Annotated in this window: 17 protein-coding genes; 11 read left to right on the plus strand and 6 right to left on the minus strand. The window is 53.1% G+C overall.

Annotated features, from left to right (window positions below; all coding sequences use genetic code 11):
- Window positions 1-49: 49 nt before the first annotated feature.
- The gene (locus tag EIK79_RS19415; RefSeq protein ID WP_449405141.1) at window positions 50-151 is read right to left on the minus strand and encodes a C2H2-type zinc finger protein; all 102 of its coding nucleotides are present in this window, start codon (window positions 149-151) and stop codon (window positions 50-52) included.
- A gap of 335 nt (window positions 152-486) precedes the next feature.
- On the opposite strand from EIK79_RS19415, the gene EIK79_RS07370 reads away from it, so the two are divergent.
- From EIK79_RS07370 to EIK79_RS07385, 4 genes are all read left to right on the plus strand, one after another.
- On the plus strand, window positions 487-4,449 hold the full coding sequence (locus EIK79_RS07370; RefSeq protein WP_124954474.1) for an Eco57I restriction-modification methylase domain-containing protein: 3,963 nt from the start codon (window positions 487-489) through the stop codon (window positions 4,447-4,449).
- A gap of 318 nt (window positions 4,450-4,767) precedes the next feature.
- Complete coding sequence (locus EIK79_RS07375) at window positions 4,768-5,130, plus strand: PadR family transcriptional regulator (RefSeq protein WP_124954475.1); 363 nt, start codon at window positions 4,768-4,770, stop codon at window positions 5,128-5,130.
- Between the two features lie 126 nt (window positions 5,131-5,256).
- A complete protein-coding gene (locus EIK79_RS07380) occupies window positions 5,257-5,733 on the plus strand; it encodes a nucleoside deaminase (protein WP_124954476.1) in 477 nt (158 codons plus the stop codon).
- Window positions 5,734-5,848: 115 nt separating this feature from the next.
- A complete protein-coding gene (locus EIK79_RS07385; protein ID WP_221621703.1) occupies window positions 5,849-6,070 on the plus strand; it encodes a hypothetical protein in 222 nt (73 codons plus the stop codon).
- A 136-nt stretch (window positions 6,071-6,206) separates the two neighbouring features.
- On the opposite strand, the gene EIK79_RS07390 is transcribed toward EIK79_RS07385, so the two are convergent.
- The gene (locus EIK79_RS07390) at window positions 6,207-6,737 is read right to left on the minus strand and encodes a type II toxin-antitoxin system RatA family toxin (protein WP_124954478.1); all 531 of its coding nucleotides are present in this window, start codon (window positions 6,735-6,737) and stop codon (window positions 6,207-6,209) included.
- Between the two features lie 238 nt (window positions 6,738-6,975).
- Between EIK79_RS07390 and EIK79_RS07395 the strand changes: the two genes are divergently transcribed.
- The 3 genes from EIK79_RS07395 (at window position 6,976) to EIK79_RS07405 (ending at window position 9,806) form a co-directional block, all read left to right on the plus strand.
- Window positions 6,976-7,632 carry an HNH endonuclease gene (locus EIK79_RS07395; protein WP_124954479.1) on the plus strand — a complete coding sequence of 219 codons (657 nt, stop codon included), beginning with the start codon at window positions 6,976-6,978 and terminating at the stop codon, window positions 7,630-7,632.
- A 384-nt stretch (window positions 7,633-8,016) separates the two neighbouring features.
- Window positions 8,017-8,523 (plus strand): YciE/YciF ferroxidase family protein, encoded by a 507-nt coding sequence (locus tag EIK79_RS07400; protein WP_124954480.1) that lies wholly within the window; start codon window positions 8,017-8,019, stop codon window positions 8,521-8,523.
- 110 nt (window positions 8,524-8,633) lie between these two features.
- Window positions 8,634-9,806, plus strand: a complete 1,173-nt coding sequence (locus EIK79_RS07405; RefSeq protein ID WP_124954481.1) for a glutathione-independent formaldehyde dehydrogenase — start codon at window positions 8,634-8,636, stop codon at window positions 9,804-9,806.
- A 94-nt stretch (window positions 9,807-9,900) separates the two neighbouring features.
- Here the strand turns inward: EIK79_RS07405 and EIK79_RS07410 are convergent, their stop codons facing one another.
- A complete protein-coding gene (locus tag EIK79_RS07410) occupies window positions 9,901-10,566 on the minus strand; it encodes a helix-turn-helix domain-containing protein (RefSeq protein WP_124954482.1) in 666 nt (221 codons plus the stop codon).
- Window positions 10,567-11,311: 745 nt separating this feature from the next.
- Here EIK79_RS07410 and EIK79_RS07415 point away from each other — a divergent pair.
- On the plus strand, window positions 11,312-12,430 hold the full coding sequence (locus EIK79_RS07415) for a hypothetical protein (RefSeq protein WP_185715547.1): 1,119 nt from the start codon (window positions 11,312-11,314) through the stop codon (window positions 12,428-12,430).
- A gap of 61 nt (window positions 12,431-12,491) precedes the next feature.
- Here EIK79_RS07415 and EIK79_RS07420 read toward each other — a convergent pair whose 3' ends face one another.
- Window positions 12,492-13,127, minus strand: coding sequence for an HD domain-containing protein (locus EIK79_RS07420; protein ID WP_124954484.1), 636 nt, complete (start codon window positions 13,125-13,127; stop codon window positions 12,492-12,494).
- Window positions 13,128-13,478: 351 nt separating this feature from the next.
- Here EIK79_RS07420 and EIK79_RS07425 point away from each other — a divergent pair, with 351 nt between their 5' ends.
- Window positions 13,479-16,220: a glycosyl hydrolase family 95 catalytic domain-containing protein gene (locus EIK79_RS07425; protein WP_185715548.1), complete on the plus strand. Its 2,742-nt coding sequence runs from the start codon at window positions 13,479-13,481 to the stop codon at window positions 16,218-16,220.
- Between the two features lie 31 nt (window positions 16,221-16,251).
- On the opposite strand, the gene EIK79_RS07430 is transcribed toward EIK79_RS07425, so the two are convergent.
- Complete coding sequence (locus EIK79_RS07430; RefSeq protein ID WP_124954485.1) at window positions 16,252-17,427, minus strand: mandelate racemase family protein; 1,176 nt, start codon at window positions 17,425-17,427, stop codon at window positions 16,252-16,254.
- A gap of 497 nt (window positions 17,428-17,924) precedes the next feature.
- Between EIK79_RS07430 and EIK79_RS07435 the strand changes: the two genes are divergently transcribed.
- Window positions 17,925-18,746 (plus strand): nucleotidyltransferase domain-containing protein, encoded by an 822-nt coding sequence (locus tag EIK79_RS07435; RefSeq protein WP_124954486.1) that lies wholly within the window; start codon window positions 17,925-17,927, stop codon window positions 18,744-18,746.
- A 108-nt stretch (window positions 18,747-18,854) separates the two neighbouring features.
- A complete protein-coding gene (locus EIK79_RS07440; protein ID WP_124954544.1) occupies window positions 18,855-19,991 on the plus strand; it encodes a mechanosensitive ion channel family protein in 1,137 nt (378 codons plus the stop codon).
- A 490-nt stretch (window positions 19,992-20,481) separates the two neighbouring features.
- Here EIK79_RS07440 and EIK79_RS07445 read toward each other — a convergent pair whose 3' ends face one another.
- Window positions 20,482-21,756 (minus strand): orc1/cdc6 family replication initiation protein, encoded by a 1,275-nt coding sequence (locus EIK79_RS07445; RefSeq protein WP_233738030.1) that lies wholly within the window; start codon window positions 21,754-21,756, stop codon window positions 20,482-20,484.
- Window positions 21,757-22,796: the final 1,040 nt, after the last annotated feature.

Below are 22,796 nucleotides of genomic sequence, written 5' to 3' on the forward strand. Positions count from 1 at the left end.
AGACACCGCTCGACGCGATCGAGGGCACTCGCTTCGATTTCCGAGGACATCACATCTGCTGGCTGTGTTCCTCTTGGTTGTGCCCTTGGAGATCTTCTTGAGTATCAAACGTTTCGCCGCACATCTCACACTCGTATTGGTCACCCGTCATACGCCTACAACGACGAAAAGGCACGTAAAATCTTGGCACGCACTCGCATGCTCACACCGCTTATACGTTCGGTGGTGCTCCACCGCGAAACGGGACCGAGACCTCCACTTCGGACGAACGGGGAACTGAACAGTGTCAATGTGCGCTCGCTGTAAACAAGGTTTATGTACGATGGCCTCACGTTTTATAAGTAGATTACATGACGTGGAGACGGATTGAACAGGAGCCCAGAGGGGTCGTCCGGAGTGAAACCGCTGGGGTTGAAGCGGTCGCAGCCAGCGGTGCTATACAGACGTAAAAACTGTTCTCAGCCAGCCACATTCGGAGTTCTCTGTATGCAAACTGTGCCTGCCGTTCGGACGAGTTGTGATTTGTTTTCGAACTACTATCTCGACGAACACCTTCCTAAAACCGAAGCATGGAACGACACCGACGAAAAAACGGTGCGAGCCGTTTACGACGACATCAAAGAACGGTGGGAACACGAAAAACGCACAACACTCAAACACGATGAGGCGCAATCTAACGAGCAGTTCATTCGGGGGGTGTTCCGAGAGCTGGGCGTTCCGTTCGGCGCTGAGGACCACGCTGATCGTGGCCAGTGTCGGCTTGGCGACGGATTCTTCACCACTGGAGACGCCGCTACCGCGTTCGAACGCCGCGAGGAAGTCGGAGATTTCTATGAGAACGCCATCGTAGATGTGAAACCACAGGACCGTCCGCTCGATATCAACAGGAGTGACGAACACAGGGAGAAGGCCGAGAATCCGAGTTATCAGATACACGTGTATCTTCAGGAAACGTCCGCTCGCTGGGCCGTTCTGACGAACGGGAGGAGATGGCGACTGTACCACGACCGAACCAGCCACCGACTTGACTCTTACTACGAGGTCGATCTTCCAGCACTGATAGAACGAGATATGCCGGAAGAGTTCAAATACTTCTATCTCTTTTTCCGAACAGAGGCGTTTCTCGAAGACGATCACGGGAACTGCTTTCTCGACGACGTTTGTGACGAGTCACGCGCCGTCTCACAGGAGTTAAAAGAAGACGTCCAGGACAACGTCTACCGGGCGATCGAGGTGCTCTCGGAGGGATTCTTGCGGTATCCCGACAACGACCTCGGTGAAGACGATCTCGATCTGATTCACGACGGCACTATCGTCTACCTGTATCGACTCATCTTCGTCCTGTACGCCGAAGCGGAGGACCGTGTGCCACTCGATACGAGCAACGAGAGGTACGAACAATCATACAGTCTGAATTCCCTCAAGCAGGAGGTCACGGCGGAACTCGACAGTAGCGATCCGAAATACCGCAGCCAGCAGAATAGCCTTCAGTCACGTTTACACGAACTGTTCACTCTCATCGGGAATGGTAGTACGTACCATGAGATCTCCGAAGAGGAGCTGTACGTCCCGGCGTACAACGGCGGGCTGTTCCGTACCGATCCAAACGAGGACGATAGGCGCGAGACACGCTTTCTTGCCGATCACGACATCGGTGACGTTCATCTTGCGAGAGCTATCGAACTCCTGACTCGGCGTCGGACCAACGACGGAACGAGCTTCATTGATTACACCTCTCTCGATGTCCGCCACCTCGGGAGTATCTATGAGGAGCTATTGGAGTACAACTCCGATATCGCTGCTGAACCACTAACCCTCGACGGCGGCGAATACGCGAGCGCCGAGGAAGACGACGACGTGGTCGTTCGAAAAGGGGACGTGTATCTACGGACGGACAGCGGCGAGCGGAAAGCCACAGGTGCCTTCTACACGCCTGAATACGTTGTTGAGTACATCGTCGGGAACACGCTTGGGCCCCTCGTCAACGACATCCGTGAGGATGTGATGACACGGAATCCCTGTAGTGACCAGAATTTCGCCGCGGAGTTTGCTGAGCGGGTGTTTGACCTGAACGTGCTCGATCCGGCGATGGGAAGTGGACATTTCCTCACGAGCGCCGTCGACTATCTCGCCCGGGAGATCATCGGCGTTCAAGAGGCGCAGGTCCGTCAGCAGGGGATCGGAGCTGTCGAGGAAGAACGCGACATCGACTGGGCGCGTCGACAGGTCATTCAGCACTGCATTTACGGCGTCGACCAAAACCCGTTGGCCGTGGAACTGGCGAAGGTGTCGCTGTGGTTACGAACGCTCGACGCTGACCAGCCGCTCGCGTTTTTGGACCACCGTTTAAAAACCGGAAACGCCCTCCTTGGAAGCGATATCGAGGAGCTAGACTATCAGGATGTCGTTGCGAATGAAAACCGAGACCCTGCTGATGTTTCGAAGATAGCGTCCAAATACGACGAATTCGAACAGAACGCACTTCGTGAACGACTCGAAGCGGTGGCAAACGTTCGTACCGCCGAAACGGTCGGCCTCGATGATCTACCGAACGACGCGTACGAGCGGATGGCAGCGGCACTCGAAGACGATCGGAGGTGGCAAAGCATCGAGCGGGCGCAGTGGTTTCAGGACGCTCAGGAACTGGCAGTCGATGATGAATATTTTCATTGGAAGCTGGAGTTTCCGACCGTCTTCTACGATGACAGCGGAAACAAGCGACCCGATGCAGGCTTTGACGCAGTGATCGGGAACCCGCCCTATATCAGAAGCCGGACGCTTCCGGAGGCACACAAAACGTTCTACAAAAACAGGTATCGATCTGCTCACGGAGCATACGACATCTACGTTCCGTTTCTAGAGCGGGCTGTCGAACTCGGCAACCGGTGTTCGTTCATCGTTCCTAACAAATGGACGACGACGAGCTACGGGGAAGGCATCCGCGAGCTGCTTCTCGAAGAGTACGAGCTACACGAGTTAGTGGACATCTCCCGCCTCGACGTATTCTCAGACGCCGACATCTATCCGCTCATCATCTCCTATTCGTCTACCGATAACACAGACAGCCAGAAGCTCTCCATACGGCACGTCGAAGATCCAAACGACATCGACAGCACCAGCCCAGTAACGTTGTCTCGGGATATCATCGATCAATTGGGCAGTCATATCATTCCTGTGAATCTGACGCCGGATTTCGTGCCGATAATCGAGAAGGCACTCTCCCAGTCCCAACTCGGGGACCATATCGAGATGACAGAAGCGATTCACACCGGCAACATCAGGGAAAAACTAGTCGTAGACGAGAACGTCGGTGACAGTTGTGAAAAGCTGGCTGACGGAACGTCGATCGATCGGTACCACGTAGAATGGAGCGGACGATGGATCCGATACGACGAGGACGTGATTGATAACGAACTCGGAGAATACGGAGATCTGCGAACTCGAAGCGTGTTTGATGCGAGCGAAAAGTTATTTATTCGTGATATTAGTTACCATCCCGTTGCCGCATACGACGCTGATCAGTTGTTCGCTCTAAACACGTTGTACAGCGTCAGACGGAAAAATCACTCGAGTTACGGTCTGAAATACCTGTTAGCGGTGTTCAACTCGAAGTTCGTCGATCGATATTTTAGACAAGTGTACGGCGGGACTCACGTCAGCGGCGACTACCTCCGGTTCAAGCCGATGTTCGCGTACAAAATACCGATTCCCGAGCCGGATGAATTGGCAGACGAGCATGAACGGCGGCTGGTGGAATTCGATCCCACCATCGACGTTTCGTCGACCGTTGCTGCGATAGAAGATTTGACAGACATCATTCGAGAAGCAAAGGACAGCAAAAGCGACTTGAATCCGAGCATTGTCGACGTTCTCGGTGACTACTCCGATGGGAAGGCAGTAACCGACATCGCAGGCTACCGGTCTCCGACAGGAGTGTCGAGCTCACTGCTCTCCGAAACGACACGTTCTCGGAAGAACCTGCGTGTTGGTTCGGTCGCTGTTAGAACGGACGATGAGACGCTCACTATCGCAGTGTCCGCTCGATACAAACCGGACGACGATGACGAATTCGAAACCGACCGGTGGGGATACACTGAGACCAGTGTGATGCCCGCCATGGAGTTTGTCGGTGTGGAACGGACCGAACGACTCCTACTCCGAGAATTCGTTCCGTACGCCATCGAAGCGGCCGACGGATTCGCGGGGTTCCGAAACAACGCAACCAAAACGAACTCCCTGATCGATCGGTTAGAGGAGATAACGCTCCCGAAAATTTCCGATATCGGAGACGAACTGCGTCGATACCGGGAGCAACGCCGGGAGGCAGACCGCATGAACGAACGGATCGAGACAGCTGACCGAATACTCGATGAGATCATCTACGATCTGTATGGATTGACGGGCGATGAAAAAGAGACACTCGAAGAGACTGGAGAGTTTCACGGCTAACCGCACCGACAGAGACGCGGTGACAGAGCAAACACTTGGATGTCCTGTCGAATGGAGGGATGAATTACGTTTGTCGGTAATGGGACGGTGTCTCAATGCGTCACTGTTCGGTTATACAGATAGAAATTTTGAAATAGTTGTGGTCGATACGTTCGAGCATTACACGCCTTCCTGAAAGGGTATAGCCCATAAGACGGTATTATTGAATCTTGTTATGTCTCTCAGTGATCGGCTGGCTGATTGTTCGTCTCGGGATGGATCAAATCGCCATATGATGGTTGAATAGTATTATGTGCAATACTATCATCGGTCTATTGTATGTCGGTGACAGTGTCGGATGACAGTGAACTGGATATCGCACACGAACTAACGGCCTTTCAACAGCGGATCCTCGCTATTCTCGCTGAGGAGGCGCGCTATGGGCTGGCGATCAAGAGCGAACTCGAAGAGTACTACGGTTCAGACGTTAATCACGGACGGCTCTACCCGAACCTCGACGATCTCGTCGAGATGGGACTCGTCGAAAAGAGTGAGCTTGATCGACGAACGAACGAGTATGCGCTGACTGAGGCGGGTCACGACGCAATCATGAACCAGCTGGCGTGGACGTTCTCGCGGTTCATCACATCCGATAGTAGAGCCGAAGAAATAAACGAGCTCATTAGTGCGACACAGGAGTAGCGAAGTTCCGCTCACAGAACACCTTTCTATCGTCATACAGCTCTCCGAGAGGTATAGCAGTTGAGTACGGCAACAATGGTCCCCTCGCCCCGATAATTTATTTTGTTTGTAGGTCGAACAATAATCATGGCAGGCGTGAATATCGACGATTTCGACCACGATTCACATCTCCGCAGAACCTTCGAACTCGCTCGTGAGGCGACAGACCGCGGAGATAAACCGTTCGGCAGCGTGCTCGTCTATGAGGACGAAGTCAGTATGGCCGATTCGAACCGTGAGCTCACAACAGACGATATCCGGCGACATCCCGAGCTTCACCTCGCGTATCGCGCGTGTCGAGAGTTAGCGCCAGACAAGCGTGCCGAAACCGTGATGTACACGAGTACGGAGCCATGCCCGATGTGTGCCGGAGGGCTGGTTACGGCCGGGTTTGATCGGATCGTTTACAGCGTGGGGAGCGACGAGATCACGGAGTTCACAGGAGCTGAGCCATCGGTTCGGTCAGCGGAAATCCTTGACGGCGTCAGTGACGTTATCGGACCGTTCCTAAACGACGAAGGACGACGGATTCACGAGGAATTCGCCTGGGAAACCGAACAATGAGGACTCCTGAAAACGTCCTTCGAAATCCTCGACCGTCTCGTCGGATCACTGCTGTTCCATCAGTATGACCGACGATACCCGAACAGTCTCAGTGCTGGCCTCCGTGTACAGTTGTATGCGTAATCAACAGACACCGCTTGAGCCGACCGAAAAAGACGCACTCGAACGACTGCGCGAGGAGTACAAGCCAGTTGTAGAAAGCTTTTCACGGGAGGTCGCCGTCGACACTCTCGGTGAAATCGATCTCGATGCCCCTGTTGCGCACGGCGTACTCGATCGGTTGCTTTCGAAGGGTTATCTGTACGCTGTCGATGACGATCTCCACATCACGGATTAACTGAGTAGACGTGCTGTGTCGTCACACTAACATCCAGGAAAGACCACGGTGTCGGCAGTGGACGCACAAAAATTCGGTTGAATCGTCTGCCCGGTCAGGCAGGTGTTGTGCCGTCTCAGTGAAGGGGATGGCCGTACTACACCGAAGCCGGTGCTTTGTGTACTTTGAGCTCGATCTCCCGTTCTTCGCCTTCTAGGTCAGCGACCATCCGTCGTGTGATGACGTTAGCAGCCGTTTCGATCTTTGGCTTAACTCGGTCGATGATTCGGCTGACAGGAATAACGCTGGGAAGGTTGAGGGTATCCCCGTCCGCCGAATCCGGATCGAACTCCGAATAGAATCGGACCCGACAGGCGTCCGATTTGTCTTCCGGTGCCTCCTCTGGAACGTGGTCGATCTCCCAGTGGCCGTGGGCGTCGATGCCTTTGGCAAGCTCCCACTCGATCTTGGACGGACGATCGACGTCGGTCACCTCCGCTTGCGCTGTGTAGGTGACTTTCCACCACGACAGAGGGATGTCGTACACTGCACCGGCGTCCTCGTCCCCTTGACGCTCGACATCCGAGACGTATTTGGTGTAACTTTCATACTGTCTGAAATCTACAAGGAACTCGTAGATTTCTTCTGGCGACGCGTATACCAACGTGCTTGCTTCTACTGTTTCCACGCAGTCCGGTTGGTTGTCATCCCGTTAAAGAATTCTGATCTCTTTCGATCACACACTCTCATGTGGACAATCATGTATGATGAGACGGTACTCATCTCAAATGATGACCGAACGGCGGTAACAACGGTCCGGCGGACCATTGTTCAACGATTGCGATGCCAGCTATGGCTCGCTCGCATAGAAATAGATGACGTTTTTATATCATGAGGTACAGTCCGGTAGTAGCCCAGTAATATCGATGAGTTCGACGACACGGGAAATCAACCCCACTTATGACGAGCAAGACGGATACGACCAGTCCGACGACAGATACCCACCTGATTGGGATGCCCGGAAGAAAGCCGTTCAGAAGCGTGATGACTGGACGTGTAAGGACTGTGGCGTGAAGAGTGGTCCACACGCAGGTGACGACGGGAAACAGCTCCACGTTCATCACATTACCCACCTCTCTGATGGCGGATCCAACCAGCTGTCGAATTTAACGACGCTGTGTGTGGACTGTCACAATGATCGGCACGAGCACGACATTACGGAGGGACTCGACGACTACCACCCCGAACCCGGCCTTTGGGAACGGTTTCGTCAGTTGGTCCGATCGATCGTCAGCGGAGTGGTCTGTCTCCCGATCCATGCGGGCGTGGTGTCTCTCCTTCTCACGCAGCCGAGCCACTCACCACTCTGGTTGGTCAGCCTCGGTGCTTTCGTCGTACTCGCGGCTGTACTCGCCATTCGGCCGGGAACAGTGGCGGCAACGTACACCGCCACAGCGGCGACGGGGACCGTAATCCACTACGGCTCGTCGATCGATCAGCTTGGAGGCGAGGACGCCAGTACTCTGTTGTTAAGCGCGTGGCTCCCGGCATTGCTCGCGGTCGGATGGTGGTACTACCGGTAGTGTGTCTTCGAGTGAGAACTGTGTGGTCAGGACGGATCTGCCTGGTTTTGGGCAGCGTGGTCTAACAGCTGTGGTACGTATCGTTGTTCGTGCTGGTGAACGGTCTGTGCGGTGAGACCTTGTCCCCAGTGGACATCAGATCATAAACGCCGAACCGTCAGTGGAGCCAGTACTGCTGAAGTGAACGGTCTCAATCGGTTACGGAATCGGAGTGTTGGAGGTACGTATCGCACGCAAGTAAAGGCGCGGCGTGCATCGGAAGAAACGTTCGCGGGGGCAGTCGAGAGCGGCCACGACGCATCGATGACGCCACCGCTCGATCCACCCTGCAAGTGTCGGCACAGTACTTAGCCGCTTATCTCCCGATTGTATAGAGGAGAGACAATGGCCATCAACAATCTCGAAGATCTGTTCGTGCACGAACTCGAACAGATGTACTACATTGAAACCCGGCTCGTGGACGTGCTTGGGGACTTCGTGGAGGAAGCGAACAACGAGACACTTGCCTCAGGGTTTGCTGAGCATCGTGACGAAACCAGAACCCACGCTGAACGCATTGAGCAGGTTTTTGATGCGCTTGGACGCGAAGTTACCGAAGAACAGAGCCACGTACTCGATGCGCTTGTCGAAGAACACGATTCGTTCGTCGAAGAATCTACCGACGAACAGCTCCATGACCTCTATGATATGCAAGCGGGAATGAAAACCGAACGCATCGAAATCACCGCGTATCAGGGGCTACTGACGCTCGCGGGAAAGCTTGACTACCCCGACGCGGTCACCGACCCGCTTGAGGACACCCTCTCCGAAGAGAAATCGACGCTCCGGAAACTCGAAGGACTCTCGAAAGGCTCGAAGATAAAGTCGATGATTGGGAAACTCACTGGCTGATCGGGATACTTCTTTAAAATACAAAATAGAGAAAGTATTTTCAATTACCCTTAGAAAATTCTAACTTCGACACTAATTAAATAATAGGTCGAGGTAGTTCAACTATGTCGATGAAAGCTGTTGTATTTCAGGGCGATAACGATGTCGCTGTCGAAGAGGTTGACGAACCGGAAATCAAGAACCCAAATGAAGTCGTGGTTGACATCACGACCACGGCAATCTGTGGTTCCGATCTGCACATGTACGAAGGGCGGACGGACGCCGAACCGGGACTCGTCTTCGGACACGAAAACATGGGCATCGTCGAAGAGGTTGGTGAGGGCGTTACCACACTCTCGGAGGGCGACCGGATCGTGCTTCCGTTTAACGTGGCCTGTGGGTTCTGTCGGAACTGCGAGGCCGGTTACACTGGATTCTGTATCAACGTTAACGAGACGGGGAGCGTTCCTGCTGGGGGGGCGTACGGATATGTGGGGATGGGTCCCTACCAAGGCGGTCAGGCTGAGAAGCTACGCGTTCCCTACGCGGACTTCAACGCGTTACAACTCCCGGAAGGCGACGAACACGAGAACTCCTTCGCGTTGCTCGCTGATATCTTTCCAACGGGGTGGCACGGCACGCGGCTCGCAAATCTCCAACCCGGCGAGTCGATCGTGATCTTCGGCGCGGGACCAGTCGGACTGATGGCCGCTTACAGCGCGAAGTTACAAGGTGCTTCCGAGATATACTCGGTGGATCGGGTGCCGAGTCGACTTGACCTCGCTGAAGAGCACTGTGACTCGACGCCGATCAATTTCGAGGAGGGAGATCCGACTGAGCAGATCAAAGACGAACACGGCGGCGAAGTTGACAAAGGGGTCGACGCTGTCGGGTACCAAGCGATCGATCCGGAGACGGAGGCGGAGGATAAAGACGAGTACTCGCCGGCTCGCGAGAACCCGGCTGTCGTGCTCAACCAACTCATCGATACCGTGCGACCTACCGGTCAGCTCGGTATCGTTGGCCTGTACGTCCCCTCGGATCCGGGTGCACCCGATGAGACGAGTGCAGCAGGGCGGTTGGGAATTGATTTCGGGCGGCTCTTCGAGAAAGGCCATCGCTTCGGCACCGGCCAGTGTGACGTGAAACGGTACAACCGACGGCTGCGTGATATGATCATTGAGGGACGGGCTGATCCGAGTTTCCTTGTCTCGCACCGAGTCGGCTTAGATGACGCTCCCGAGATGTACGAGGCGTTCGACAGCAGAGAGGAAGGAGTCACGAAAGTCCTCCTCGAACCATAGCACCGGAGAAATCGCCCGTCCCCGGCGGACACCACCGTGGTTAGCCGTGATACCGGGGCTGCTGAGATCCTCCTCGAAGACACACGACGTGTGTTCAACGCTGTGAGCTGTCGTCAGGCTCGACGAGGAGGGCATTCTCAATCAGACACCGTGTTGCTCGACGGAAACGTTCGGAGAGTGCCTGATGAGAGATGCCGAGATCAGCGGCAATGTCCGATAGCTGAGCTTCGCGTGGAATGTCGTAATAGCCGCGTTCAAATCCCTTGACGAGCGCTTCGTGTTGATCACTGGTGAGATCGTAGCGGACGCGACGAATGGCGTCAACGTCATAGAGGCGTCTGAGATCGTACGAGTAGTCGTGTTCCTGGGCGTAGTCGCTCACTGCTGAAATCCCGTCTCGATTGGGAAACAGCACCTGCAGGTGCCATGATCGATCGTGCGCGATGGCCCGCTGGATGGTCGCCTCCTGTTCGGTAATCATGTACGCCACGACCTGAGCGTCAGCAGCCCATGTCATGTTATAGAACTGTTCGTCTTCGTATTCCGCAAGGAGTTCACAGTCTGTAACGCTTGGATCTTCCGCAAGAACCGTTTGTAGTTTCTCGCTCCCCGGGCCAGACATCCAAACAAACGGAAGCACGTGAGTCGAGTCGTGTGCAACAACGCGGTCGACTTCGATCTCGGTCTCCGGCAGGCGTTCGAGGGTTGTCTGCAATGCGAACTCCTCAGCTGGAATCGCAAACTCTGCAATCGATGTCATAAATTGAGAAAGAGGCCAGGAGGGAAATCTTTTACCGTCAATTGTGCCTTAACAAGGTAGAGTAGTCTCGTATCTACCGTTCTCTCACGTTTACTGGTAGCGTTCTTATCCTCAATCAACAAACATAGATGTAGTATGATATTTATCAGGCGCTCGAAAGCCGAAATCTGATCGGGCAAAGAGAGCTGCGACTATACGCTGAATTGAAACGAATGAAAACACAACACCTGTGCTGTGTATGGCAAACACACTACATTCTATATAATTCTCGTTGACTGGTGGAGGACAGTGAATCTCCAATCAAGGGGGATAGCCGATCTCAAAACCGACTGGCTGACGGCCCATGCGTTATTCGCCTTCAGTTCTCTTCGTTCACAGCGGTAAGCATTGATGTGATCCTGTTCGGTGGTATGACGTCGCTCGGCATCAAGGTGTGGCGTGACCACCAGTATCGAAACAGAGCCGATCGAACAAGAAGCCACCAATGACCGGACTGTTCGAAGTCGTCGCCAAAAACACGATCAAGCGATACGTGGATACACGTGGAATCAATACAGAAAACGAGATGAATGTACGGGATTCGTCCTCTGATTCGGATGAGGAACCCAGCGAACACTCCTCCATGGCGTCCGAGGAAAGCGACATGGCTCAGAAATCTTCGAAAGACAAGGGCGAGAAGACCGGTGAGCACGTTGAACCTCAGCTACTGTGTGAGTACTGTGAGACGGGGTTCGATGCAACGGAGTTGCTTAAACACGTTGCGTACTCAGAGGATGAATCACACGGCTCGCTCGGGAGTGTTCCCAAGGGGTTTCATCCCGCCGCTGCACCGGTACTCGAAGACGGTACTGTACAAGTTGCAGTGCCAGACGAACTGCGTACAAACGTACATTTCCATCCTCTCTGCCGATGGTGTGGAAAGAAATTTTACCTGATAGAGAATTATATAGAACACATCAATGATAACGAAGAATCGCTCGATGGAAATTGTCATCGGTCCGGTAGTCGACGGTCCAAACGACCTTTGCTCGTCCCGTTCAGTAGAGACGGTACTGTTATTCCGATGATTCCACCACTGACTGAACTCACTGGGAATTTAGATGAGGCAACCGCTTTTGACAGGAAAAAACGATCCGAATCAGATAGTTCACTCGATTCGAACAAATCGGAGACAACCGCTGAGCAGATATCTTACACTCGAATAGAAACAATGAATAAAGAAAATAGAAACGTGTCGAGCGACGCAGCGACATCTCCGGAAGAGATGGATGGGGACGATCCGTCTAACGACGAAACAGAGCAAGAAAAACGGAGCCCCACGGCTGTTATCGACCGCGATCGTGACTCAAAAGAAAAAAATAGTGCTACTAGAAGTGAGAAGAGCGATCAAGTAACAACTGCTACAAAAGAAGCAGTGAATAAAAAGACAGTGAAGATCGACGGCGTGCTCGTAGCTCTCGTCGACCTCATCGTCGAGAAAGAAACCACAGAGTACGATTCACGAACTGCTCTTCTCGACACAGCTCTCGAAGAGTTTCTTGGGTCGGTGATCACAGACGGTCAAACGAGTTTTGACGATCAGATCACCACTAGTCGCCGTTTCGATATTAAAACCGATCCTGTACTCAAATATCTATTAGAGGAGATAGTCAAAGATCAGGAGGAATTTAGCTCGTATCACGAATTCGTACAGCATACTCTACTTGATCAGCTCGATATCGATGCTGGTGCGAATGAGATACTCATTCCGAACTACAACCGATATGCGTTCGTCATCGAACAGCTTATTCAGATTGACGCTAATCCGTACGAAACCTCCAGCCATATTGTTCATACTGCTCTCGAAAACCACCTCAAAATATGAATTATTTTGTACTCTAAATTCCAGATACAATGGAGTGGTGTACCAATCACGGAGCGCGTGATCAAGGAGTGTACTCGGAGTGGTCCGAGTGGCTCAGTTGGCGTTCGTACCGAGTGTGAATCATACCGAACAGGTCGGTGCCGATCTCCGTCCGTAACCGCGGCTCAGCCGTGGCGAAGAACTCGTCTAGCCGGTCGTACTCAGCGAAGTTCTCGTTGTCTTTGTTTTCGTCGTATCTCTGTTGTCGTTCGTACTTGAGCGCCTGAAGGCAGTTATCGATCAGATCCATATCCTTCACGAAGCGAGCAAGGGGCGTCTCTCTCGCCTCGTAGCTCTCCCACAACGCCATAAAACGAGGGGCATCGAATGAATCTACGAAGTCGATCATCACTTCACGCTCGTGTTGTTCTTTCTGTTCTTGCTCGATGTCCTGAGATACATTCTCAGCGCGCGTGGCCACATCACCGGTGCGGGCCTCAGCGAGGTCGTGAACGAGTGCCATCGAGACGGCCCGCCCCGGATCAACGCCGGCGTCGTCTGCGAACAGCAGACAGAGAACCGCGGTGCCCCAAGTGTGTGCAGCGACTGACTCCGGATTTTCGATCTCTCGAAGCTCCCAGCCGGTCCGAAGCTCGTCTTTCAGTTCGTACGTTTCCAGGAGTGTATCGATCTGTGTCGTGGACGGTGAATCCGTCATACAGAAGGTGGCTTCCGGAGCAGTTTACGTTTGTTGTGGCGGTGTACACCGTGTTCTAATCGAAACCGTCCCGATAGCCGAGACAGCGGTGCTGTAACGATCTGTGTGGATCCGCTCTCAGTCATGCGTGATCTCTCAGTCATGCGTGATCTACTCGTCCCGACGCTCTGAGATGACACACTGGAATTTATTGATTTATCATTGTTGATAAAATATTTAATCTCCTGTGTGTATTTATTGAACAGAATACTGGTGATAGACGGACAGTCAACACAGACGGAAACGTCGAACAGAGATGGTGAAAGAGACGGGAATGATTCGGAGATATCCCGGCGAGCGGTGTTGGCCAGTATGGGGGCACTACTGTTCGCGGATCGGGTGACCGGTTCAGTCGGAGTCAGGGGGACGGACGACGGGAACGAGACGCCGAAACTGTGGTACACCGATCCCGCAGAGGAGTGGGAATCGGGGGCGCTCCCGCTCGGCAACGGGCGGTTAGGTGCGATGGTGTTTGGTCGAACAGACAAAGAGCGGATACAACTCAATGAGGAAAGCCTCTGGGCAGGCAATCAACACGAATCGGACGGAAACAATCCGATGGCAGCCGAGGTGTTGTCCGATGTCCGGGAACACCTACTGAAGGGCGAACACGAGCAAGCCGAAGCCCGCATTGATCCCCATATGCTGGGCGATCCTCCCGATTACGAAACCTTAATACGGCCGTATCAATCGTTCTGCGATCTGTTCATTGATGTCGGCCACACAGAAGTATCAGACTATCACCGTGAGCTCGATCTCGATGCGGGCATTGCACGGGTCCGCTACCGAACTGGTCGAACGAAATACGAACGGGAGATGTTCGTGTCCGCCCCCGACGACATTCTGGTGATCCGGCTCATGGCACGAGGACCGGATCCAGTTTCGGCTTCCGTTTCACTGACACGCGAACAAGACGCCGAAACCGTGGCCGACGGCGACGACCTCGTTCTTCGAGGACAGATTCAAGAGGACTCATCGATCGACTTCGACGGTCCGGGAATCGAGTTCGAGGGACGACTTCGGGCGATTCCACAGACGACGGGGTCTGTTTCGACAACCGGTGACCGGATGGATATCGAAGATCAAATAGGAGTCACGCTGCTCTTTACGGGAGCGACAGGGTTTCGAACGGCGAGAGAGCCAGATCACATCGTCAAAACCCTGCTCGAAGCGCCAACAGCCAAGACGTACGGGCAGTTGCGGAACGCTCACGTCACGGAACACCGAGCGTTGTTCCGGCGGGTTGAACTCGATCTCGGTGGGACTGAAACGAAACTCCCTACTGACGAACGGCTCGCGTCCGTTCAGGACGGGGGCATCGATCCAGCGTTGACGGAGTTGTATTTTCACTACGGCCGGTACTTGCTGATGAGTAGCTCCCATCCGAACGGCAGGCTTCCGGCGAATTTGCAGGGAATCTGGAACGAAGAGATGTACCCCCCGTGGCAGAGCGATTACCATATGAACATCAACCTCCAGATGAACTACTGGCCGGCGAACGTCTGTAATCTTTCAGAATGCGTTCGACCCCTAGTCGACTGGCTCAATATGCAGCGAGAACCAGGTCGAAAAACGGCGTCGATCCATTATGACTGTGATGGCTTCGTTGATCACGTGTCGAGTGATATGTGGGGAAGTACACCACCGGAAGGCTGGTTCGGGGCGGTTTGGCCGATGGGAGCCGTCTGGCAGTGTCGGCTGCTCTGGGAGCAGTACGCGAAAACCGGTGATCAAGAATTCCTTCGTGAACGAGGCTACCCGATCATGAAGGAGGCTGCGCGGTTCGTGCTCGATTTCCTCATCGAAGATGATCAGAACAGACTTGTTACCGCTCCGTCGAATTCGCCAGAAAACTCGTTCATCAACGATAGCGGGTATACGGCGCTCTATGACGTTGCTCCGACGATGGACATCCAGCTCATTCACGATCTATTCAACAACTGTGTAGCTGCTGCGGAGACGCTCAACATCGACACATCGTTGAGTGAAGAGCTGTTGGAGGCAGCGACGCGGCTACCACCGTATCAGATCGGAGCAGATGGCACACTACAGGAGTGGATGCACGATTACGAGGAAGCGGATCCAGGACACCGACACATCTCACATCTGTTCGCGTTCCATCCAGGAGACCAGTTTACGCTGCGTGAGACCCCTGTTCTGAGCCACGCTGTGCGAAATGCGCTCAAACGCCGACTCGAACACGGCAGCGGGCATACGGGCTGGAGTCGGGCGTGGCTCATAAACCAGTGGGCGCGGTTCGAGGACGGAGCGAAAGCCCACGAAAACCTCGTGGCGCTGTTCAGACAGTCCACCCTCCCCAACCTCTTCGATACGCATCCGCCGTTTCAGATTGATGGTAACTTCGGCGGGACCGCCGGCATCGCTGAAATGTTGTTACACGATCACGCGGGGGAGTTGAGTCTTCTTCCCGCGCTCCCGAACCAGTGGGCTGACGGCGAAGTGAAGGGATTGCGAGCACGAGGCGTGTTCGAAGTCGATATGGAGTGGTCTAACAGACGACTCGAAGCGGCGACGATCCACTCGGCGGCCGGTGGCGAATGTCGCGTTCGCACCCACGACGGTGTCCAACTTTCGATCGCGTCAGTGAGTCACGGCACCGAACCCGCTGTACGCCGACCGACGACACAGGTCATTGCGTTCTCAGCCGAGCCAGAACAGACGATCTCGCTCGAAGCCGATCCCGTATCCGTAGCCACCCTCACGATCGATTCGTCCGAAATCGAAGTCGATCGGAACGAGAAACGCGTCCACATCACTGTCCGTGTGCGTAACACCGGCACGACGCGGTCGGCAGAGACCGTCGTTCGTCTCGTGAACGTAAGCGATGAACGGAAACCGATCGGGACGGAACTATCGGTTCCGCCGCTCGCTGTCGATGAAACCGTCGTGGTTGGCTCCGAACTCCATACAGGAGAGTTTCTAAACGGCGACAATCAGCTCTGGGCGCTGATTGATCCGGAACAGACGGTCAACGAACTGGACCGGAACAATGCTGTCGAAACCGTCGGAACGGTTCGTATCGAATCGGAGTAGCCAGTCAAACGATTCCGGTTTCGGATACCGCTCACTCATAGACGTGAAGAGAACCGGTTTGGTTGTCCTCGATGTACTCCCAGTCGTAGTCGACGCCGAGACCAGGTCCGTCCGGAACGGTAACGCGGCCGTTCTCGTCAACAGTGTCGATCATATCCGAGTAGTCACCGTTATAAACTGGCGGTTGGGTGTTCTGGCAGTCCGGATGGAGCAAAGCCAGTTCGTAGTAGTTCGTGTTCCGTGTCGCAGCGATACAGTGTCGCTGTGCCGGACCCGGAGCATGGAATTCGACGTCGAGGCCGAACGATTCGGCCATGTGTACGATCTTCATCGCACCCGTAATCCCGGCGTCGTACTCGGGATCTGCACGAACGAAATCAGTTCCCTCACTGACAACGAAATCGGCGTGCGATTCGAGTCCGCGAACGTGTTCGGTCTGCAAAATAGGCGTCTGAAGTTTGTCACGAAGTCGACGGTGTCCCTGCTGGGAGATACCACCATCGCGGTAGGGATCTTCATACCAAAAGAAGTTCTGCTCGTCGAGTGCTCGTCCGACCGTGAGTGCGTCAGCGAACGTCTCGTACTCACAGGCGGGATCGAACATGAGATCCATCTCATCACCCACTTGCTCACCGACGGCGGTTATCATCTCGATCTCACGATCGATGTCACGGCTCGCGTCGCTCCCACCCCATCCGTGGATCTTGTACCCCGAAAACCCGCGTTCGTAACACGCTTGAGCGAAATCTGCGAACGCTTCCGGAGAGTCGAGACCTCCGTTTTCATCGCCGTGATACGTCGACGCGTACGCAGGGATCGACGTGCGGTAGGTCCCGAGCAGTGCGTGAATCGGGGCGTCGTAGTACGCCCCGGCGAAATCCCAGAGCGCGATATCGATCGGACCGATCCCCATCCGATCGTACTTCCGGAGTGCTCGTTTGATCTCGCTCCAATGTTTCTCGCGTTCGAGCGGGTTCTCGCCGATGAGATAATCGGCAAACATGTTTATTTGGGCCGCCCCGGGAGAGTTGCCGCCGACGTATTCCCCCGTGATTCCACAGTCGGTGTGAATTTTGATACCGAATAGGTTGCGCCACGTCGTCTCACCCGGTTCGTAGATGAGATTGAATCCGTTTCGATCCGTTCCGATGTCTTCGAGTGGATACCGAAACTCCCGGCTTTCTATTCGTGTTATAGTCGGTTCCATATCAGGAATTCAGGGACAGACGATATAAACCCTCTCAGAGATATGTTTTCTTATGATTATTGGATTGCGGCCCGTGAACGACGAATCTGATTGGACTGTTGATATATAGACATTCGAATACTACACACATCTCAAATACGTACATATGATGTGTCTTTTTGTTATGTACTCAGTGATTCTCTTCTGGTAGCTCGCCGGCGACAGCGTCAGATTCATTCATTTGAGAAGTGGCAGGGGACGTTCGCCAAAATGTGTAAGTGTATAATATTTTTCTATTTATCTTATTATTCCATTTTTAGACCATCCCAGTGTTTTGTGGCATACTTTCGACGTACATAGAGCGTCCGGTAGAACGATACCGGGTACCGAACGCATGTCATGTGACTACAGGAGTGGACTTCCAGCACAGCGGTATCGTCCGACTCCTCAAATCTGTCGGGAGGGAGTTCGTTATGTCGATCGCTATCTATAGGAGTCTGTAACAAAGAGGAAAACGAATGGCTACCGATCATCTCGATCTGACGCACAGCGATGAAGAGATACGGACGTTTATCGAAGAAGCCGTCGCTCAAAAAGGAACGCGGCATCAGCCTCGGTTTTACGCGGTGACGGGCAGTCACGTGTACGGGTTCCATAGTGCTGACAGCGATATCGATGTTCGTGGGATTCACGTTGCTCCGGCTGAGGAGTACGCGTACCTACAGACCCCGGTCGGGGAAGTAACAATCAACATGGATGGAACAACCGAAGGGTTCGAAGCACATTCTGAGATTGATCTGCGGAGCTATGAACTCAAGAAGTTCGGATCGTTGCTGGCGAAAGCCAATTACAACGTGATCGAACTGGTGTTCGAGGCTCCGACGGTGATGAATGGAATACCTTTAGAGATGGACGCACTGGAGACCCTCATCCGAGAGCACCTTCCGATGAACGTACCCCACGCGTATCTCGGGATGGCAAAATCGAACTACTACAAACACCTCGACCGTGAGAAATCGGAAGGCTATGATCCACGGCCCAAGAAATTCCTCTACGTCTACCGAGGGCTTCTGGGCGCGAAATACGTTCTTGACTATGAGGATATCGAGGCGAACATCAAGACGTTGGCTGCTGAAGTCGAGGGGGGCGACCCAGAACTCGTCGAGGAACTGATCGCCCGCAAACGCGAAACTGAGGAGTCAGCCGTCCCCGAGGCGCTCGAACAGCGGGCGAGAGACGCCATCGTCAAGCAGTTCAACGCGCTCGGTGCGCTACCTACGCCTGATAAGGCCGACTACTATGAAGCACTCGACGAGTGGATGCACAACGTCAGGGCGTGAAAACGGCCATGAACCCGATTGATCGGGGGCGGAGCGTGAACCACCACGTTGCCTCGGGTTCGACGGCCTTACTTCCGTCCTCGTTCTGTACGGGACGTGAACGACGTAGTGAGCGGATATCTGACTTGGTTGCTCGATGGAATGGGGGGATGGCAAGCGACCGTACTGCTGCTTGGAGTGTCCATTGGTGTCGCAGTCGTGTTGGAGTTCGTCGTGCTTAGATCATTGTTACAGTACACGAAGCGAACTGAAACGCAGTTTGATCACATACTCGTCGGTGAATTACGGGTGCCGACCGTCCTCACAGCCGCGTTGACAGGAGTGTATCTATTGACGCAGCTTCCGTCAGTGGTCGAAAACGTGCTGCTGGGGCAAGAACAGCTCGAAATCTTCTTCGGAAAGCCCTCGTTGTCGATCATCATTCTCACGTGGGCGTTGGCGGCCAACCGCATCGTCAATCGAGCTGTTGAAGAGGTGAAAGGCGCGGACTCACGATTCGATTTCGTACCCATCTTCTCGAACATTTGGACGCTGGTCGTCCTGATTGGCACCACAGGACTGTTGCTCTCCGTGTGGAACTACAGCATCTCGCCGCTGTTGGGTGCTGCAGGCGTTGCCGGCATCGCTGTCGGTTTCGCCGCACGGGATACCGTTGCCAACTTCTTCGGTGGGATCGCGCTGTACTTCGACGACACGTACAAGCTGGGCGACTACATCGAACTTGACTCCGGGGAGGCGGGAACCGTCGTCAAAGTGGGCGTGCGTTCCACGACGCTCATGACGCGCGATGAAGTCATTATCACTGTTCCAAATTCCGTTCTCAACGCCTCGAAAGTGATCAACCAGTCGGCGCCTCAAGCCAGAAAGCGTCTTAAGATCCCGATCGGAGTCGGATACGGGACCGATATCGATGCGTTCGAAGAATTAGTCGTGGACACCGCAAGCGAGGAAGCACTCGTCCTCGACACGCCGAAACCACGGATGCGCTTTCGTCGGTTCGGAGATTCAGCTCTCGAATACGAACTCTTCTGTTGGGTGCATTCACCGACCCGGGCCGTCAAAGCCCGCCACGAACTCAACCGGACAATTTACAAGCGACTGAACGACAGCGATATCGAGATTCCGTTCCCACAGCGGGACGTGCAGGTGACAACTGTGAATCCGGCTGATCGCTCCACGACAGCGACCGATCTCTCAGTAGAAAGGGGAGGTGTTTCCGAAACGAACACGGCAAATAGAAGATGATACAGCTGATCGACACTCGATAGGACATCGTTCCACCCTCGATACTCAACAGACATCGTTCCGCGTTAGATACATCGTTCCCCGCTCAGACTACGCCCTCTCGGATGATCGCTTTGAAAACCCCTCGTTTTGAATGGATTTTACCATAGACTTTTTTACTACTTTTATTGTCATTGATTTTATTTGGATCCATAAATTTTGTTAGGGAGGGAGAGACACCCCTCTATCGATGTGTAGCCTCGACAGATCGTACCCCTCCCCCCCCTCCCCCACCGCTTGAGTCACACACCCCTCTATCGATGTGTGAACAGAATCGAAACCAACTACGATTCCACAGGAGAAATCGTATATCCAGCCCATTATCATCCATACATTATATGTATGATAAAGAATGTAGACGAAATGGCTGTTTACAGATCGATAAAGGGGTGTCCACAAGGACAACTACACATCGATAAGGGGGTGTCTTTGGATTTCCCAACAGCGTTGTCTACGTTTCGTTTTGAATTTGTGCGTTGACGACGGACGCGACCTCATGGTCAGAAATCATGTCGATCCGTGAATCCTCTCGAAGCGTTTCTAAAATCGTCTCGGGCTGTTCACCGAACTGGAATTCCAGGAACATTCCGGAACTGGGACCGTGACTTCGCCGCTCGAAATCAAGAAGAGAATACGTGGTCAGTTCCTTCATCTTATTCACATATGTTTCTTGGTAATATTGGTCGACATCGATCGCGTCAGTCAGATACTGATATACGCGATAGCCGGTTGTACTGCGGGCTGCTCCATTAGACGTTTGTGCTGCGACGGCTGCTGTCGCGTACAAGCAGATCTTTTTTTGTGTGCTGATGCCACGGACAACTTCCAAAACGCGATTCTTCTCTACTTTGTCTTGAGCTTGTCGGACGTGTTCCTCGTGAATGCCGTCATCCCCTTCCCGCTCTGCAAGTTCACCAGCAACACGCATTAGATCGATTGCCTTCCTCGCGTCGCCGTGGGTTTGGGCTGCGACCGCAGCTGCAAGTGGTATCACACCGCTGTCTACTACCCCCTCATGAAACGCATCCTGCCGTCGACGAAGGATTGCCTGTAGTTGCTTCGCGTCGTAGTCATCGAAGTGCACATCCTCGGGGGTGAACGAACTCAGAGCTCGGCTTCCGACCGCTTCCATCATCTTCGTGTCGTTCGATATCGCAACGACGGAGATGTAAGCGGTCAGATCGTCATTGGCTCCAGCCCGAGAGAGTTGATACAGGAGTCGAGAGAACGCAGGGTCCTGTTTGTCCCGCCGACCGACGAGCATATCGAGTTCATCGAGTACGAACACTACTGAATCGAAGTTCTCGTTAACGATGCGGTAGAGTTCGTCCCATTTTTCCTTCGTCGCAACACCGTGTTTCGGAACTTCGACCTCCACACCGGCCTCATCAGCGGATCGTTCTGCTAGTTCATAAACCGCTATGTTCAATGTATCTAAATCTTGACAATTAACCTCTATCGTCCCGAATTTTATATCCCTTGCCTCACATATTTTGTGGATGTTTTTACAGACAGCCTTCATTATGAGCGATTTTCCGGTCCCCGAAGGGCCGTAAAGGAAGAGATTCGGTGGACGGTTATTCCCGAGGGCGACACGGAGCATTTTCGTTACTTCCTGAAGCTGCTCGTCCCGGCCAACGATTCGGTCTTCTTCGACCACGTAATTCGGGTCAAGAAGGGATCGATCGCGGATCAATCCGTCCTGCTCATCAAATTCGAGTAGCATTTCCTCAATGGACTGTGATGATTGTTCTGCTGTGTTCGTGGGAGTCTCTTGTTCTGTTGGGTCCGTGGCTGTTTTTGATCCGTCAGACGAGGGGCTAGTGCTTGGGGGTGGCTCGTCCCGAGACGTTTCCGGGTCGGTGGGGATCTGGGAGTCATCAGGATCCATGTGAAAGTCCATACAGGGGGTAATCAAAAAGGTTCCTCACCTCTATCGAAGTGTGATTCACTGGATGAGTCGGTGTTACCTTCAGCTTTGGAAGTTCGAGTAGTAGCTATACACAGCGACGCCAGCGACTAACGAAGTGTCGATACCGGAAACCAGATAGATACACCCCTCTATCGATGTGTTCACCACCTCAATGGACTAGGACGCAAAACGGTAAATCATCTAGTAAAGATTGCACTGCCGTATTAATTGTTATTATTTTGTTATTTTATTATTATTTATTTTATTGTTATAACATATAGTAAATAGTAGATAACAAGACAACACAAATATAAATAATAATAGTGTATTAATTCCTATTATTATACTATTGATATAACTATCATTTAGCTAGTGTCTACCTGCAACCCCCACACCCCTCTATCGATGTGTTCTACGTATATTGCGCCACCCCTAGAATCTGTTAATAATTTAGGGAAGGAAATTAATAAATATAACTAAATAAGAGTAAAAACAATAGATAATAATAGAAGAACACAATAAATATAATAATACTGTATAGATATAGGCGGAACAAAGTAAGTGAAAAAGAAAGAACTTTGGTATGTTTTCCTTTAGATGCAGATTCGAATTACAGCTAGCTGAAAAAGAGCTAGACTCCCCCGAAAAACCATGGTTCTCTCCCCCCGTCCCCCCTTGATTGAGTGAAACACATCGATAGAGGGGTGTGTGAGTTAGACCGACCGGGGGGAAGTGGGATCCGAATGGAGTTACACATCGATAGAGGGGTGTGGGGGTTATGGATCTCGTGGTCAAGCTTGATGAGTCACGCGTCAGGAACGAAATGGGACCGTGACGGAATCCACTGGTCCGCT

The organism is Halocatena pleomorpha (assembly GCF_003862495.1).
In the GTDB taxonomy this organism is placed as follows: Archaea; Halobacteriota; Halobacteria; order Halobacteriales; family Haloarculaceae; genus Halocatena; species Halocatena pleomorpha.